Source organism: Burkholderia metallica, from assembly GCF_001718555.1.
Taxonomy (GTDB): domain Bacteria; phylum Pseudomonadota; class Gammaproteobacteria; order Burkholderiales; family Burkholderiaceae; genus Burkholderia; species Burkholderia metallica.
In genome coordinates this window covers 2586834-2602931 of sequence record NZ_CP013403.1, presented here as the reverse complement: position 1 = coordinate 2602931, position 16098 = coordinate 2586834, and the positions used below count along the sequence as shown (strand labels likewise).

Here is a 16098-nt window from a genome sequence, read left to right as displayed (position 1 = left end):
ACGCATGGCATTGACGGTGGAAGAGATTCACGGGCTGTATCGCGAACATGGCCATGTGGCCTATAGCGGCGAACCGGTCACGCAGCTCGAGCATGCGTTGCAGAGCGGATGTCTGGCGGAAGAGGCGGGTGCGGACGAAGCGCTGGTCGCGGCGGCGTTCCTGCACGACCTCGGGCATCTGCTGAATCGTCAGGGCGAGACGCCGAGCGCGCGCGGGATCGACGATCTGCATCAGTATTACGTGCTGCCGTTCCTGCGGCCGTTGTTCTCCGACGCGGTGCTGGAGCCGATCCGGCTGCACGTCGATGCGAAGCGCTGCCTGTGCCGCACGGATGCCGGCTACTTCGAGAGCCTGTCGCCGGACTCGGTGCGCAGTCTCGCGCTGCAGGGCGGCATCTTCAGTGAAGAGGACGCGGCGGTGTTCCTGCGGCGACCGTTCGCGGAAGACGCGCTGCGTCTGCGCCGCTGGGACGATATGGCGAAGGAGGAGGGCAAGGTCACGCCGGATCTCGATCACTATATGGAGATCGTCGCGCGCCAGGTGCGCGCGGCCTGACGGTTCGGCGGCCTCTTCCATCTATATAAGGCCCCGCACGCGACAGCGTGCGGGGCCTTATATATTTTGCGAAACCCCTTGCGCAGTTCGGGGAGGCTGCCTACAATCACGCCTCTTTCGCGCTAACGGAAACGCGGTGCGGAAGAGGGAAGCAGGGTTGGCGGGAGCGCTGGAGTCTGGAGCGCACGGCTGACCTGGAAGTTGAGCCCCGCAGTCGCAACGATCTGATGTAAAAAGTTGTTGACGCGCTGCGAAACACGGTTCATAATCTCGCTTCTCTGCTGCTGAAAACGCAGCGCTGCCGGGAAACTTCAGGTTTCTCGCAGAAATGCTCTTTAAAAATTAACAGCCGATAAGTGTGGGCGCTTGATGAAAGCGAGCTGATCCTCGGATCAGATAGCGAAAGTATCAAGAGTCTCACACTAAAGTAAGTCAGGTTTATGAAGCAATTCATATTCCTGTCAGCTTTGAGTGAGCGACCGGTTCGAAAGAACCGAAAACAGTAACAGGTTTAAACTGAAGAGTTTGATCCTGGCTCAGATTGAACGCTGGCGGCATGCCTTACACATGCAAGTCGAACGGCAGCACGGGTGCTTGCACCTGGTGGCGAGTGGCGAACGGGTGAGTAATACATCGGAACATGTCCTGTAGTGGGGGATAGCCCGGCGAAAGCCGGATTAATACCGCATACGATCTACGGATGAAAGCGGGGGACCTTCGGGCCTCGCGCTATAGGGTTGGCCGATGGCTGATTAGCTAGTTGGTGGGGTAAAGGCCTACCAAGGCGACGATCAGTAGCTGGTCTGAGAGGACGACCAGCCACACTGGGACTGAGACACGGCCCAGACTCCTACGGGAGGCAGCAGTGGGGAATTTTGGACAATGGGCGAAAGCCTGATCCAGCAATGCCGCGTGTGTGAAGAAGGCCTTCGGGTTGTAAAGCACTTTTGTCCGGAAAGAAATCCTTGGCTCTAATACAGTCGGGGGATGACGGTACCGGAAGAATAAGCACCGGCTAACTACGTGCCAGCAGCCGCGGTAATACGTAGGGTGCGAGCGTTAATCGGAATTACTGGGCGTAAAGCGTGCGCAGGCGGTTTGCTAAGACCGATGTGAAATCCCCGGGCTCAACCTGGGAACTGCATTGGTGACTGGCAGGCTAGAGTATGGCAGAGGGGGGTAGAATTCCACGTGTAGCAGTGAAATGCGTAGAGATGTGGAGGAATACCGATGGCGAAGGCAGCCCCCTGGGCCAATACTGACGCTCATGCACGAAAGCGTGGGGAGCAAACAGGATTAGATACCCTGGTAGTCCACGCCCTAAACGATGTCAACTAGTTGTTGGGGATTCATTTCCTTAGTAACGTAGCTAACGCGTGAAGTTGACCGCCTGGGGAGTACGGTCGCAAGATTAAAACTCAAAGGAATTGACGGGGACCCGCACAAGCGGTGGATGATGTGGATTAATTCGATGCAACGCGAAAAACCTTACCTACCCTTGACATGGTCGGAATCCTGCTGAGAGGTGGGAGTGCTCGAAAGAGAACCGGCGCACAGGTGCTGCATGGCTGTCGTCAGCTCGTGTCGTGAGATGTTGGGTTAAGTCCCGCAACGAGCGCAACCCTTGTCCTTAGTTGCTACGCAAGAGCACTCTAAGGAGACTGCCGGTGACAAACCGGAGGAAGGTGGGGATGACGTCAAGTCCTCATGGCCCTTATGGGTAGGGCTTCACACGTCATACAATGGTCGGAACAGAGGGTTGCCAACCCGCGAGGGGGAGCTAATCCCAGAAAACCGATCGTAGTCCGGATTGCACTCTGCAACTCGAGTGCATGAAGCTGGAATCGCTAGTAATCGCGGATCAGCATGCCGCGGTGAATACGTTCCCGGGTCTTGTACACACCGCCCGTCACACCATGGGAGTGGGTTTTACCAGAAGTGGCTAGTCTAACCGCAAGGAGGACGGTCACCACGGTAGGATTCATGACTGGGGTGAAGTCGTAACAAGGTAGCCGTATCGGAAGGTGCGGCTGGATCACCTCCTTTCCAGAGCTTCTCGCAAAGTTGAGCGCTCACGCTTATCGGCTGTAAATTTAAAGACAGACTCAGGGGTCTGTAGCTCAGTCGGTTAGAGCACCGTCTTGATAAGGCGGGGGTCGTTGGTTCGAATCCAACCAGACCCACCATTGTCTGGCGGTAGTACCCTGAAGTTCTCTGTACATGGGGGCATAGCTCAGCTGGGAGAGCACCTGCTTTGCAAGCAGGGGGTCGTCGGTTCGATCCCGTCTGCCTCCACCAATCACCAACGCTAAGGGCTTGGTTCAGACATTGAACCGAGAATTTTGCATTGGCGATTGAGCCAGTCAGAGCGGTACGTAGTACGTATCGGCTGTCGTTCTTTAACAATCTGGAAGAAGTAAGTAATTTGGATAGCGGAAGCGTCTTGAGATGGACGTGAAAACTATCCGGGTTGTGATTGTATCGATGTATCTCAAGATGATTCGAACTCTATGTTCGACTCAATTGGAATACGGCACAACGCGAGAACTCAACCTGTAACGAGACAGACTCGTTATAGGGTCAAGCGAACAAGTGCATGTGGTGGATGCCTTGGCGATCACAGGCGATGAAGGACGCGGTAGCCTGCGAAAAGCTACGGGGAGCTGGCAAACGAGCTTTGATCCGTAGATGTCCGAATGGGGAAACCCACTCCTTTTGGAGTATCCATGGCTGAATACATAGGCCATGCGAAGCGAACGCGGTGAACTGAAACATCTAAGTAACCGCAGGAAAAGAAATCAACCGAGATTCCCAAAGTAGTGGCGAGCGAAATGGGATGAGCCTTGCACTCTTTATTTGTATTGTTAGCCGAACGCTCTGGAAAGTGCGGCCATAGCAGGTGATAGCCCTGTAGGCGAAAACAGTATGAAAGAACTAGGTGTGCGACAAGTAGGGCGGGACACGTGAAATCCTGTCTGAAGATGGGGGGACCATCCTCCAAGGCTAAATACTCGTGATCGACCGATAGTGAACCAGTACCGTGAGGGAAAGGCGAAAAGAACCCCGGGAGGGGAGTGAAATAGATCCTGAAACCGCATGCATACAAACAGTCGGAGCCTCGTAAGGGGTGACGGCGTACCTTTTGTATAATGGGTCAGCGACTTACGTTCAGTAGCAAGCTTAACCGTATAGGGCAGGCGTAGCGAAAGCGAGTCCGAATAGGGCGTTCAGTTGCTGGGCGTAGACCCGAAACCAGGTGATCTATCCATGGCCAGGATGAAGGTGCGGTAACACGTACTGGAGGTCCGAACCCACTAACGTTGAAAAGTTAGGGGATGAGCTGTGGATAGGGGTGAAAGGCTAAACAAACCTGGAAATAGCTGGTTCTCTCCGAAAACTATTTAGGTAGTGCCTCGTGTCTCACCTTCGGGGGTAGAGCACTGTCATGGTTGGGGGGTCTATTGCAGATTACCCCGCCATAGCAAACTCCGAATACCGAAGAGTGCAATCACGGGAGACAGACATCGGGTGCTAACGTCCGGTGTCAAGAGGGAAACAACCCAGACCGCCAGCTAAGGTCCCCAAATATAGCTAAGTGGGAAACGAAGTGGGAAGGCTAAAACAGTCAGGAGGTTGGCTTAGAAGCAGCCACCCTTTAAAGAAAGCGTAATAGCTCACTGATCGAGTCGTCCTGCGCGGAAGATGTAACGGGGCTAAGCTATATACCGAAGCTGCGGATGCGTGCTTAGCACGCATGGTAGGAGAGCGTTCCGTAAGCCTGCGAAGGTGCCTTGTAAAGGGTGCTGGAGGTATCGGAAGTGCGAATGCTGACATGAGTAGCGATAAAGGGGGTGAAAGGCCCCCTCGCCGTAAGCCCAAGGTTTCCTACGCAACGTTCATCGGCGTAGGGTGAGTCGGCCCCTAAGGCGAGGCAGAAATGCGTAGCTGATGGGAAGCAGGTCAATATTCCTGCACCATTGTTAGATGCGATGGGGGGACGGATCGCGGAAGGTTGTCCGGGTGTTGGAAGTCCCGGTCGCTGCATTGGAGAAGGCACTTAGGCAAATCCGGGTGCGCAATTCAAGGGTGTGGCGCGAGCTCCTTCGGGAGCGAAGCAATTGGAAGTGGTTCCAAGAAAAGCCTCTAAGCTTCAGTCTAACGATGACCGTACCGCAAACCGACACAGGTGGGCGAGATGAGTATTCTAAGGCGCTTGAGAGAACTCGGGAGAAGGAACTCGGCAAATTGGTACCGTAACTTCGGGATAAGGTACGCCCTTGTAGCTTGACTGGCCTGCGCCAGGAGGGTGAAGGGGTTGCAATAAACTGGTGGCTGCGACTGTTTAATAAAAACACAGCACTCTGCAAACACGAAAGTGGACGTATAGGGTGTGACGCCTGCCCGGTGCCGGAAGATTAAATGATGGGGTGCAAGCTCTTGATTGAAGTCCCGGTAAACGGCGGCCGTAACTATAACGGTCCTAAGGTAGCGAAATTCCTTGTCGGGTAAGTTCCGACCTGCACGAATGGCGTAACGATGGCCACACTGTCTCCTCCCGAGACTCAGCGAAGTTGAAGTGTTTGTGATGATGCAATCTACCCGCGGCTAGACGGAAAGACCCCATGAACCTTTACTGTAGCTTTGCATTGGACTTTGAACCGATCTGTGTAGGATAGGTGGGAGGCTATGAAACCGGAACGCTAGTTTCGGTGGAGCCGTCCTTGAAATACCACCCTGGTTTGTTTGAGGTTCTAACCTTGGCCCGTGATCCGGGTCGGGGACAGTGCATGGTAGGCAGTTTGACTGGGGCGGTCTCCTCCCAAAGCGTAACGGAGGAGTACGAAGGTACGCTAGGTACGGTCGGAAATCGTGCTGATAGTGCAATGGCATAAGCGTGCTTAACTGCGAGACCGACAAGTCGAGCAGGTGCGAAAGCAGGTCATAGTGATCCGGTGGTTCTGTATGGAAGGGCCATCGCTCAACGGATAAAAGGTACTCTGGGGATAACAGGCTGATACCGCCCAAGAGTTCATATCGACGGCGGTGTTTGGCACCTCGATGTCGGCTCATCTCATCCTGGGGCTGTAGCCGGTCCCAAGGGTATGGCTGTTCGCCATTTAAAGAGGTACGTGAGCTGGGTTTAAAACGTCGTGAGACAGTTTGGTCCCTATCTGCCGTGGGCGTTGGATATTTGAAGGGGGCTGCTCCTAGTACGAGAGGACCGGAGTGGACGAACCTCTGGTGTACCGGTTGTCACGCCAGTGGCATCGCCGGGTAGCTATGTTCGGAAGAGATAACCGCTGAAAGCATCTAAGCGGGAAACTCGCCTTAAGATGAGATATCCCTGGGGACTAGATCCCCTTGAAGGGTCGTTCGAGACCAGGACGTTGATAGGTCAGGTGTGTAAGCGCAGTAATGCGTTCAGCTAACTGATACTAATTGCCCGTAAGGCTTGATCCTATAACAAGTCTGTCTCGCGCTGAGGACAGCGCGTCGGACTGGTTGGATTCTCGTGTGTGATACACACAACTCAAAATTACTGCTTCTTCCCGGATTGGTTGTGCTGCCAAGCCAGCGCAACAACCCTCTTTGCCTGATGACCATAGCGAGTCGGTCCCACCCCTTCCCATCCCGAACAGGACCGTGAAACGACTCTACGCCGATGATAGTGCGGATTCCCGTGTGAAAGTAGGTAATCGTCAGGCTCCCTAAGCCAGAAACCCCCGCCCGACAAGGCGGGGGTTTTTGCATTTCAGCGGCGGAAATGCATGCGCACGTGTTGGTCGATGCAATCTGCTATGCCGCGTCCTGAATGTGGAATCAGTTTGTGGTGGTGACGGTCCAGCTTTTCGATCGTTCGCCGTTGCGCCGAGCGCCCTCTCGGATAGTCGGCCACGCTGACACCTGACGTCATCGACCAGGAGCAGACAATGACAATCTTCTTGGCCGCCCAGTTCGCGACGAAGGCCTTGGCCCGGTCGGTGGCACCCGACCAGTGTTGTTGTGATTGTCAATGACGTTGTAAAGACAGACGATGGGCGGAGTTCGCCGAAAATGCCGGTGAATGATTCATGCCGACACAGGGTTTCCTTCACCGCGCCCCTCTTTCGACGCATTGCGTCGACCCTGCTGACAAACGTCAGTCGGCTCGCGCAGACGAAATTCGTCATAGAAATCTATGCGCATAAAGTCCATTCGCGCGACAAGCCCGCAGAGCAGGGTGCAAGTCCTTCGGGGTAATATCGCGATTCGTCCCGATTCCCGGCGCTTCCAGAGACCCCCGGGCGGTCGGTATCCTCCGTATTCCGTCTCCCGCACCGTTCATGACTGACAGCCCCGTTCAAGGTGGTCGGACGACCGACTTCTTGCCGTATCTCGTCGCCGCGACGTTCTTCATGGAGTACCTCGATACGACCGTGATAGCGACTGCGCTGCCGCAAATGGCACGCTCGTTCGGCGTCGGGCCGAACGCGCTGAGCCTCGGGATGACGGCCTACATGCTGGCGCTCGCCGTATTCATCCCGATCAGCGGCTGGATTGCCGACCGTTATGGCTCGCGGACGGTGTTCGCCAGCGCGATCGTCGTCTTCACCGGCGCGTCGATACTGTGCGGGTTGTCCGAGGGTGTCGTGTCGTTTACGGCTGCGCGTCTGCTGCAAGGCGTCGGCGGGGCGATGATGGTCCCGGTCGGGCGCATGATCGTCGTTCGCAGCACCGAGAAGGCGAAGCTGATGCGAGCGATTGCGACGATCACGTGGCCGGGCATCGTCGCGCCCGTCGTCGGGCCGCCGATCGGCGGCTTCATCACCACCTATGCGTCATGGCGATGGATCTTCCTGCTGAACGTCCCGTTCGGCCTTGCCGCACTGGTCTGCACGTGGCTGATCGTCCGGAACACACGGGCCGACGAGCAACGGCCGCTCGATTGGGTCGGTTTCGTGCTCGCAGGGGGCGCGCTGACCTGTCTGCTGATCGGCACCGAAGCGGCCGGCCAGCAGGACGTTCACTTCACGCGCGCGGCTCTTCTGGTGGGCGCGAGTGTGCTGTTCGGTATCGTCGCGTGGTGGCATGCGCGACGTTGCGCGCATCCGCTGCTCGATTTCACGACGTTGAAGGTGCCGACGTTCTCCGTGACGGTGGTCACCGGTTCGATCACGCGGATGGCCATCAATGCCGTGCCGTACCTGCTGCCGCTGCTGTTCCAGATCGGCTTCGGGTTGTCGCCGTTCCAGTCCGGCCTGCTGCTGCTGGCGAGCGCGCTCGGCAATCTCGGGATGAAGGCGGGAACGTCGTGGATTCTCGATCGCTTCGGCTTTCGGCGCGTTGCGCTCGTCGACGTGACGATGGTCGGCCTTTTCACGATCGCGTGTGGCTGGCTGACTGCGTCGACGCCGTTGGCGATCACGCTGTTCGTCGTATTCGTCTATGGGCTGACCCGATCGATGCAGTTCACGACACTCGCGACGCTGGCCTATGCGGATATCCCGGCTCAGCAGACGAGCGCAGCCAGCACGCTCTGGAGCGCGGCGCAGCAGATGACGATCGGGATGGGCATCGCGTTCGGAGCGTTGTCGCTGCGACTCGCGGCGTTGGTGCGTGGCGATGCGGTCGGCATGCACTACGTACTTGACGATTTCCGCTGGGCGTTCGTCGGGGCGGGCGTGCTCGCATTGCTGACGTTGCCGGGCTACGCACGTCTTGCCTCCGATGCGGGCGACCGGCTGCGGGCAAATGTCGCGCGCGGATAGGCCGGGGTTCACGTCGATTTTGTGCTGCGACAGGTGAATGTTTCGGCTCGACGTCACTTGCCTGAAACGGGGATCCGTCGTGCGGCGATGCTCCGAAGGGAAGCGGAAACGGCTATCTGTCACAGCGGGGGAGTGAACTGATCGCGTAATGATGTCTATCCGCGAAGCGTCCTGATCGATCACGCGATTGGCACGTCGGATGTGCAGTTCTTCTCGCTCGAATCCGCCGGTGTGACGGATGGCATCACAGCGTCGTGCTCGTCCCGATCACCGTCACTGTGCGTCATGGAAAATGATGCCGACCGTATGGCGGTGGCCGCTCCGGATCCGGCTGACACCGTGGCGCAGTGTGACGCGATAGACGCCCCGCGTTCCCTGCACGGGCCTGCCATGGACGGCGAAGATGACGGCGTCGCCTTGTGTCAGCGGCACGACTTCCGCACGCGACTGCATACGCGGCCGTTGTTCGGTCAGGACGAATTCGCCGCCGGTAAAATCGCGGCCCGGCTCCGACAGCAGGATCGCGACCTGGAGCGGGAACACATGCTCGCCGTACAGGTCTTGGTGGAGGCAGTTGTAGTCGTCGGGACCGTATTGCAGGATCAGTGGTGTCGGTCGCGTCTGTCCTGCCGCGTGGCAGCGGTCGACGAACGTCGCGTGGTCCGCCGGATAGCGGACGTCCATCCCGAGTGCCTGGTTCCAGCGATTCGCGATCGGCGCGAGGTGCGGGTAGAGCGTCGCACGCAGCTCGGCGATGACAGCCGGCAGCGGGTACGCGAAATACTTGTATTCGCCGCGACCGAACCCGTGTCGCGCCATCACGACGCGCGAACGATAGAGCGCATCGCGCGGATAGAGCGACGCGAGCGCCGCGCACTCGCTTGCCGACATCAGGCCCGGCACGCGCGCGCATCCGTAGCGATCGAGATCGGTAGCGACGGTCGTCCAGTCGATCGTGTCGACGCGTTGCGCAATATCGAGCGATTCGACGGCAGGTTGCAGGTCGGCTATGTTCACGGGCGTACCTCGTTCGTCAGCGATGGGGCGCCGTGCAGTCGTGCAACCGTGCGAAATGCTTCGGCCACGTCGTCTGCGCGGTTGAGCCCACGGTAAGTGTCGATGAGCCCAGTCTACGGATGTCCACGCACCGGCGCGCTCCAGATCTTGCGCTTCAATTCGGGAAAAGAAGACGGTGAGTGCTCATGATGGCACGGGCGCACCGGATGCTTCGACGCGTCGAGGTGGAGAAGCAGAGAAGCATGGGCCGCGTAGTCCCGAGATGCCGCTCAAGTTTGAACGGCGGAAAGGCGGAAAGGCGAGAAAGGCGAGGTCGAATCTTCTGCGTCAGGCAGCAAGCAGCCGGCTCTCGCCGGCCACCCGCCGCGTCACCGGTCACGCCAGCGACCGGAACAACCAATAAAGCGCGCCGGCGAGTACGATCGACGCCGGCAGCGTCAGCACCCATGCCAGCACGAGGCTGCGCACCGTCCCCCATTGCAGGCCCGATCCGTTCGCCGCCATCGTGCCCGCGACGCCCGACGACAGCACGTGCGTTGTCGACACGGGCAATCCGTACACGTCGGCCGCGCCGATCGTGAGCATCGCGACGAGTTCGGCCGACGCCCCCTGTCCGTACGTCAGATGCTGCTTGCCGATTTTCTCGCCGACGGTCACGACGATCCGCTTCCAGCCGACCATCGTGCCGAGGCCCAGCGCGATCGCGACCGCCACCTTCACCCACGTCGGAATGAACTTTGTCGCATGGTCGAGCTGCTTGCGATAGTTGTCGATCGCGAGCTTGTCGTCGGCTGCGAACGCGGGGTGTCCGGATTTCTCGATCAGGCGGATGGCTTCGGAGACCAGATACATCGTGTTGCGCACGTTGTCGACGTCGCGTTGCGGCACGGCCGCCATCGAGCCCGACGCGCCGACCGCGGTCGCGAGCGACGTGGACAACTGCGCGACGGCAGGAATCACGGCCGGCGTCAGTTCGCGATGCTGTACGTAACGCTCGACGTCGATGCGCGGGTTCGCGGACGGTGCGACGCCGTTCGTGTACTTCCCGAACGTCGCGGCGGCCTGGTTCGCGACCGCCACGAAGGTCTGCGTTTCGGCCGGCGTGACGGCCTTGTTCAGCGCATAGGCGGTCGGCACCGTGCCGATCAGGATCAGCATGATGAGGCCCATCCCTTTCTGGCCGTCGTTCGAGCCGTGTGCGAACGACACGCCCGTGCAGGTCAGGATCAGCAGGCAGCGAATCCAGAACGGCGGCGGCTGGTCCTTCGGCGGCTCCTTGTACAGCTCCGGAATCCGCACGAGGTTTTTCAGCACGAGCAGTAGCAGCGCCGCGCACAGGAAGCCGACGATCGGCGAGAACAGCAGCGACTTGCCGACGCCGAGCGCCTGGCCCCAGTCGACGCCGCTCGTGCCGGACGGCCCGTGCATCAGCTGGTTCATCAGCCCGACGCCGATGATCGATCCGATCAGCGTATGCGAGCTCGACGACGGCAACCCGAAATACCAGGTCGCGAGGTTCCAGACGATCGCGGCGATCAGCAGTGCGAACACCATCGCGAAGCCCGAGCCGCTGCCGACCTGCAGGATCAGCTCGACCGGCAGCAGTTGCAGGATGCCGAATGCGACTGCGCCGCTCGAGACCATCACGCCGAGGAAGTTCCACATGCCCGACCAGATCACCGCGACGTTCGGCGTCAGCGAGTGCGTGTAGATTACGGTGGCGACCGCGTTCGCGGTGTCGTGGAAGCCGTTGACGAATTCGAAGCCGAGCGCGATCAGCAATGCCGCGCCGAGCAACAGGTACGGGAACAGCTTGGCGTCGCGGACCGGCGACAGGTCGTCGATCAGGTGCGTGGCGATATAGACGGCGCCGAGCACGAGCACCAGCAGGAACACGGCATAGCCGATCTGCCGGGTGCGTTCGACGGAGCCCGATTGGTTCGGTGCGGACGAAGCAGGTTGATTCATGACGGCGTCTCGTAAGGGAATCGCGTCCGATCCTAGCTGCGGCTCGCAGTCAGTTTGATGACAGTCGGGACCACGAACGGTATACCTTACGGATGTGTAAGGTACTCGGCGATGCGCTCACACAGTGAGCGCAAAGGCGGCTTACGCGTCGCTGTCGCGCCGGTCGTCGTCCGGTGTGGCCCACGTCCAGCCATCCGGTGACGCAGCGAACGTCGTGCACGACATCGGCGCAACGTCGACGCGCATGGCCGCGCGCGGCTCCATGCGCCGCACATGCGCGATGGCCGCACGGACGATCGGCGCATGCGTGATCGCGACGACGTCGCGACCGCGCGGCAGTGCGTCCAACCATGCGCCGATCCGCTGCACGGCGGCGTCGAACGATTCGCCGCGATGCGGCGACGCGGACGGATCGCCGATCCATGCGGCCAGTGGGTCCGGCAAATCGCGTGCGAGATCGTGCAGCCGCTTGCCGCGCCAGTGTCCGTAGTCGATGTCGCGCAGCGCGTCGTCGACGCCGGCGTGCAGCCCGAGCGCATCGACGGTCTGCATCGCACAGCGGGCCGGACTGCACAGCACCAGCGAGCGGGAGGCGCCCGTCCACCGGTCGCGCGATGCAGCGGCTTCGGCGAGCCCGTGCGCATCGAGCGGATCGTCGTCGGGAAACGTGCCGGTGCGCATCGCGCGGGTCGATGCGTGTGCGATCAGGCGCAGCGTGGCGTGCATGTTCGTGTCGGTGTTCGGATGATCCGGGACGGACGCACCAGTCCCCCTGCCGCCGCTTCAATACGCGAACGTTCGCGCGTACAATTCGCCCGATACGAAACGCGGAAGCCGGTGCAAATCCGGCGCGGTCGCGCCACTGTAACCGGTGATCGATGATCCCGGAAGCCAGACCTGCCTTCGTACCCATCCAACATTTGTCGGGGCGCGATACCCCTGAGGTGCATCCATGAGCGAAGCAGTGCTGAAGCCGGCGGTCGTGCCGGCCCCCATCCCCGTCCGCGAACTGTTGCCGTGGGCTGTTTTCGTCGGCCTGATCCTGTTGCTCGCGCTTTATTTCGTCGGCGCGGAACAAGGCGCGACGTCGCTCGTGCCGGGCATGTACGTTCACGAATTCGTTCACGACGGCCGCCATCTGCTCGGCTTTCCCTGCCACTGACACGGAGCATACGATGGTCGGAAAGCTGCTCATGCGCGGGATGCTCGCAGGCATCGCCGCCGGTCTTCTCACGTTCGGTTTCGCCAGAATCGTCGGCGAGCCGCAAGTCGATCAGGCCATCTCCTTCGAGGAAAAGCTCGATGCCGCCAAGGGCGACGCACCGGAGCCCGAACTGGTCAGCCGCCACACGCAGGCCGGTCTCGGTCTGCTGACGGGCGTCGTGACCTACGGCGCGGCGTTCGGCGGGCTGTTCTCGCTGGTCTTCGCGTTTGCGTACGGGCGCGGCAGCCGCCTGCCGGCACGTCCGCTCGCCGCGTGGCTCGCGGTGGCCGCGTTCGTCGCGCTCGTGATCGTGCCGAACATCAAATACCCGGCCAATCCGCCGTCGGTCGGCGACCCCGACACGATCGGCTATCGCACCGGCCTGTTCTTCCTGATGATCGCGATTTCGATCGCGACGATGGTGTTCTCGGTGAGCGTCCGCCGCCATCTGCTGGCGAAGCTCGGGCACTGGAACGCGTCGATCGTCGCGGGGCTCGTGTTCATCGTGATCATCGCGGCCGTGCAGTTCGGGCTGCCGTCGATCAACGAAGTGCCGGCCGCGTTCCCGGCCGACGTGCTGTGGAAGTTCCGCGTGGCGGCCATCGGCATGCAGGTGATCATGTGGACGACGATCGGCCTGCTGTTCGGTGCATGGGTCGCGCGCGGCGAACGCATCGGCGCGCGCGCCGCCTGACGCGCATGGGCTCGGAGCGCGGCTAGCGCAGCATGCGCGGCGTGCTCGCCGTCGACTCGCGCGCCAGGGCGACGAACGCGGCGAGATAGTCGATCGACGCATCCGCTTCGCGGATGCCGAGGAAGATCTGCTTCGCGATTCCCTTTTTGCCGAGCTTGACCGGCACGACCGGCATCCGGTCCGCGTATTCGTCGGCCAGCCATCTCGGCAGTGCGGCCACGCCGCGCCCGCTCGCCACCATCTGCAACATGATGTCGGTCGTCTCGATCGACTTGTGCCGCCGCGGCACGATGCCGGCCGGCGTCAGGAACTGGTTGTAGATGTCGAGCCGGTCGGTTTCGACCGGGTAGGTGATCAGGATCTCGTCGGTCAGTTGCTCGGGCGTCACGTAGTCGGCATTCGCGAACCGGTGCGAATCGGCGACCACCAGTACCTGCTCGTAGTCGAACACAGGGTCGAAGCGCAGGCCCGGCTTGTTCAGCGGATCGGGCGTCACGAGCACGTCGACGTCGAAACCGATCAGCGCCCCGATGCCGCCGAACTGGAAGCGCTGTTTCACGTCGACGTCGACATCGGGCCAGCGCGACAGGTACGGCGACACGACCTTCAGCAGCCACTGGTAGCACGGGTGGCACTCCATCCCGATGCGCAGCGTGCCGCGCTGCCCCTTTGCGTACTGCTTCATCCGCTCTTCCGCGAGCTCGAACTGCGGCAGCAGCCGGTTCGCCAGTTTCAGCAGATACTGGCCGCCCTGCGTGAGCCGCAGGCCGCGACCTTCCCGGTCCCAGATCGGCGTACCGAGCTGCTGCTCGATTTTCCGGACGGTATGGCTGAGTGCCGACTGCGTGAGATGCAGCGTATTGGCGGCCGCGGTCATCGAGCCTTGGCGCTCGACCTCACGAATGACGACGAGATGGAATCGTTCCAGCATGGATAGGGGGCCGCGGTAGACGCATGAGCCACATTAATGGATGAACGAAATAATGCCATTTTATTTCATGATTTGACATCCCTATGGTGGCTGCCGGACCTTCCAGTTTCTTCTGGACGACAGCGCACGGTCACGACCGTTCATGCGCGACGACCCGCCGCGCCCGGTGTCGTGCTACCCGCTTGCGCTCGCGATCCGCGACGAAGTGCTCGATCTGGAGAAGGCCGGCGTACGCGTGATCCAGATCGACGAGGCTGCATCGCGCGAAGGGTTGCCGCTGCGCCGCGCGCAATGGAGCGAGTACCTGAAGCGGGCGAGTCCGACATCCACTCGCCGAACATCCCGACGCAGGATCACATCGTCGGTCTGATGAAGGTCACGCGTGCTCGTGCGCGGCCGTGTCGGCGAGTGTCTCGGGGGACGGTGTCTCGGCAATCACACGCCGTTCGCGGTCGAGGTCGAGCGAACGCGACAGGAGCGCGTACACGGCGCCCGCGACGATCAAGCCGACGAGCCACGCGATGTCGACGCCGCCGAGCATGCGTGCGAACGGACCGACGAACACCTCGCGATTCGCGTCGGCATCGAAGATGTAGAAGAACGGCACCATCGCCGCGAAGCCGGCCAGGTACGCGACGATGCCGCGCGGTTGCCATGCGCCGTAGAGCCCGTTCGGCGTGAAGAAATGCGCGATCGCATAGTGGCCGCGCCGCACGAAGAAATAATCGACGAGATTCACCGCGGTCCACGGCACGAGGAAGTAGAGCATCAGCGTCAGGAACGTCTGCAGCAGCGCGATGCCGTTGCCGCGGATCGCGAACACGCACGCGAGCACGAACGTGCTGATCGCGACGATCGACGCGACGCGCGCGCGCCGCGTCGGCCGGATCGGCACGATCGAATCGGCGGCGGTCAGCACGGTCAGCATCGCGCTGTATGCGTTGAGCGCGATGATCGGCAGGAAGCCGACCAGCGACACGATCGCGATCAGCTTGCCGAGGCCCGGCACGAGCGATGCGCCGACATGGTCCACCGCGACCAGTGCGTCGGCCGCGTGCAGCTTCTGCGCGAGCCACGCGCCGAGGCCGATCATCCACGTGCCCGACAGCGACGCGCCGGCGAAGATCACCGCGATCAGCTTCGCGCGGCTCGTATGCTTCGGCAGATAGCGCGAATAGTCCGACACGTACGGCGCATACGAGATGTTGTAGCTGGCGGCGATCGCGAACTGCGTCGCGAACGCGATCCAGTTGAAGCCCGGCGCGGCGGCCGGCGCAACGGCGGCGTGTGCGGGCGCCGCGTGGCCGAACGCGAGCGCGAGCGTGACGAGCGCATAGAGCGGCAGCGTCGCGATCAGCGCCCACGTGAAGGTCCGGTGCATCAGGTCGTGGCCGTAGATCGCGAGCAGCGCGCCGATCGCGACCGCCGCGACGGCGACGAAGCCGCCGTCGATCCCGAACACGTTGTGCACGCCGTCCACCATCAGCGATACGTTGACGACATTGAATCCGACGAATACGAACAGCGTCGCGAGCAGCGCGACGATCACGCCGCGATAGCCGAACTGCGCACGGGACTGGATCATCTGCGGCAGGCCCATCTCCGGCCCCTGCGAGCCGTGAAACGCCATGAAGATCGTGCCGAACATGATCCCGAGCGCGCCCGCGAGCGTCGTCCAGGCCGCCGACAGCCCCATGCCGGGGCCGACGAAGCCGATCGAGATCGTGAAGAAGTGGAAATTGCCGAGAAACCAGAACGGCCCCTGGCTCGCCAGTTTCGCGTGGCGTTCGTGTTCCGGGATGTAGTCGATCGAGTGGTGTTCGATCGCGAGGCCGGCCGGTTCGGCGCGGTCGAGGTCGAGGGTGTCGGGGCGGTTCATGACGGCTTGTCTCCATGGTCGCGCGCGGCGCGTCGATGCGACCGCGTGCGCCTGCCCTGCCGCGACACCGTCGCGGCGGGCGATGAATATCGAGGGATGCC

At 61.0% G+C, this 16098-nt stretch carries 9 protein-coding genes, 2 tRNA genes, 3 rRNA genes, 1 pseudogene and 1 riboswitch; of the genes and pseudogenes, 10 read left to right on the top strand and 5 right to left on the bottom strand.

What is annotated here, in order from left to right:
• The first annotated feature begins 4 nt into the window (after nucleotides 1-4).
• The 7 genes from WJ16_RS31025 (at nucleotide 5) to WJ16_RS30995 (ending at nucleotide 8304) form a co-directional block, all read left to right on the top strand.
• Nucleotides 5-556 (top strand): phosphonate degradation HD-domain oxygenase, encoded by a 552-nt coding sequence (locus tag WJ16_RS31025; RefSeq protein ID WP_069260771.1) that lies wholly within the window; start codon nucleotides 5-7, stop codon nucleotides 554-556.
• A gap of 513 nt (nucleotides 557-1069) precedes the next feature.
• Nucleotides 1070-2602: ribosomal RNA gene (locus WJ16_RS31020) — 16S ribosomal RNA — on the top strand.
• A gap of 63 nt (nucleotides 2603-2665) precedes the next feature.
• Nucleotides 2666-2742, top strand: a tRNA-Ile gene (locus WJ16_RS31015).
• A gap of 36 nt (nucleotides 2743-2778) precedes the next feature.
• Nucleotides 2779-2854: transfer RNA gene (locus tag WJ16_RS31010), tRNA-Ala, on the top strand.
• A 280-nt stretch (nucleotides 2855-3134) separates the two neighbouring features.
• Nucleotides 3135-6016, top strand: a 23S ribosomal RNA gene (locus WJ16_RS31005).
• A gap of 132 nt (nucleotides 6017-6148) precedes the next feature.
• Nucleotides 6149-6261: ribosomal RNA gene (rrf, locus tag WJ16_RS31000) — 5S ribosomal RNA — on the top strand.
• The 16S, 23S and 5S rRNA genes sit together here with 2 tRNA genes alongside, the layout of an rRNA operon.
• A 618-nt stretch (nucleotides 6262-6879) precedes the next feature.
• Entirely contained in the window at nucleotides 6880-8304 is a 1425-nt protein-coding gene (locus WJ16_RS30995; RefSeq protein WP_069260770.1) for a DHA2 family efflux MFS transporter permease subunit, read from the top strand.
• A 273-nt stretch (nucleotides 8305-8577) separates the two neighbouring features.
• Here WJ16_RS30995 and WJ16_RS30990 read toward each other — a convergent pair whose 3' ends face one another.
• From WJ16_RS30990 to WJ16_RS30980, 3 genes are all read right to left on the bottom strand, one after another.
• On the bottom strand, nucleotides 8578-9321 hold the full coding sequence (locus tag WJ16_RS30990) for a 2OG-Fe(II) oxygenase (RefSeq protein ID WP_069260769.1): 744 nt from the start codon (nucleotides 9319-9321) through the stop codon (nucleotides 8578-8580).
• 375 nt (nucleotides 9322-9696) lie between these two features.
• Nucleotides 9697-11289 carry an inorganic phosphate transporter gene (locus WJ16_RS30985; protein WP_069260768.1) on the bottom strand — a complete coding sequence of 531 codons (1593 nt, stop codon included), beginning with the start codon at nucleotides 11287-11289 and terminating at the stop codon, nucleotides 9697-9699.
• Between the two features lie 141 nt (nucleotides 11290-11430).
• Entirely contained in the window at nucleotides 11431-12015 is a 585-nt protein-coding gene (locus tag WJ16_RS30980; RefSeq protein ID WP_069260767.1) for a histidine phosphatase family protein, read from the bottom strand.
• A gap of 55 nt (nucleotides 12016-12070) precedes the next feature.
• Nucleotides 12071-12208: riboswitch (cobalamin riboswitch) on the top strand.
• A 33-nt stretch (nucleotides 12209-12241) separates the two neighbouring features.
• Between WJ16_RS30980 and WJ16_RS30975 the strand changes: the two genes are divergently transcribed.
• Both WJ16_RS30975 and WJ16_RS30970 read left to right on the top strand, forming a co-directional pair.
• The gene (locus WJ16_RS30975) at nucleotides 12242-12451 is read left to right on the top strand and encodes a CbtB domain-containing protein (RefSeq protein ID WP_006488502.1); all 210 of its coding nucleotides are present in this window, start codon (nucleotides 12242-12244) and stop codon (nucleotides 12449-12451) included.
• Nucleotides 12452-12464: 13 nt separating this feature from the next.
• The gene (locus tag WJ16_RS30970; RefSeq protein WP_069260766.1) at nucleotides 12465-13187 is read left to right on the top strand and encodes a CbtA family protein; all 723 of its coding nucleotides are present in this window, start codon (nucleotides 12465-12467) and stop codon (nucleotides 13185-13187) included.
• A gap of 22 nt (nucleotides 13188-13209) precedes the next feature.
• On the opposite strand, the gene WJ16_RS30965 is transcribed toward WJ16_RS30970, so the two are convergent.
• Entirely contained in the window at nucleotides 13210-14118 is a 909-nt protein-coding gene (locus tag WJ16_RS30965) for a LysR family transcriptional regulator (RefSeq protein WP_069260765.1), read from the bottom strand.
• A 139-nt stretch (nucleotides 14119-14257) separates the two neighbouring features.
• On the opposite strand from WJ16_RS30965, the pseudogene WJ16_RS30960 reads away from it, so the two are divergent.
• Nucleotides 14258-14434: pseudogene (locus WJ16_RS30960) on the top strand (hypothetical protein); the annotation flags it as partial.
• A 60-nt stretch (nucleotides 14435-14494) separates the two neighbouring features.
• Here the strand turns inward: WJ16_RS30960 and WJ16_RS30955 are convergent.
• Nucleotides 14495-15997, bottom strand: a complete 1503-nt coding sequence (locus WJ16_RS30955; protein ID WP_069260763.1) for a purine-cytosine permease family protein — start codon at nucleotides 15995-15997, stop codon at nucleotides 14495-14497.
• Nucleotides 15998-16098 lie beyond the last annotated feature (101 nt).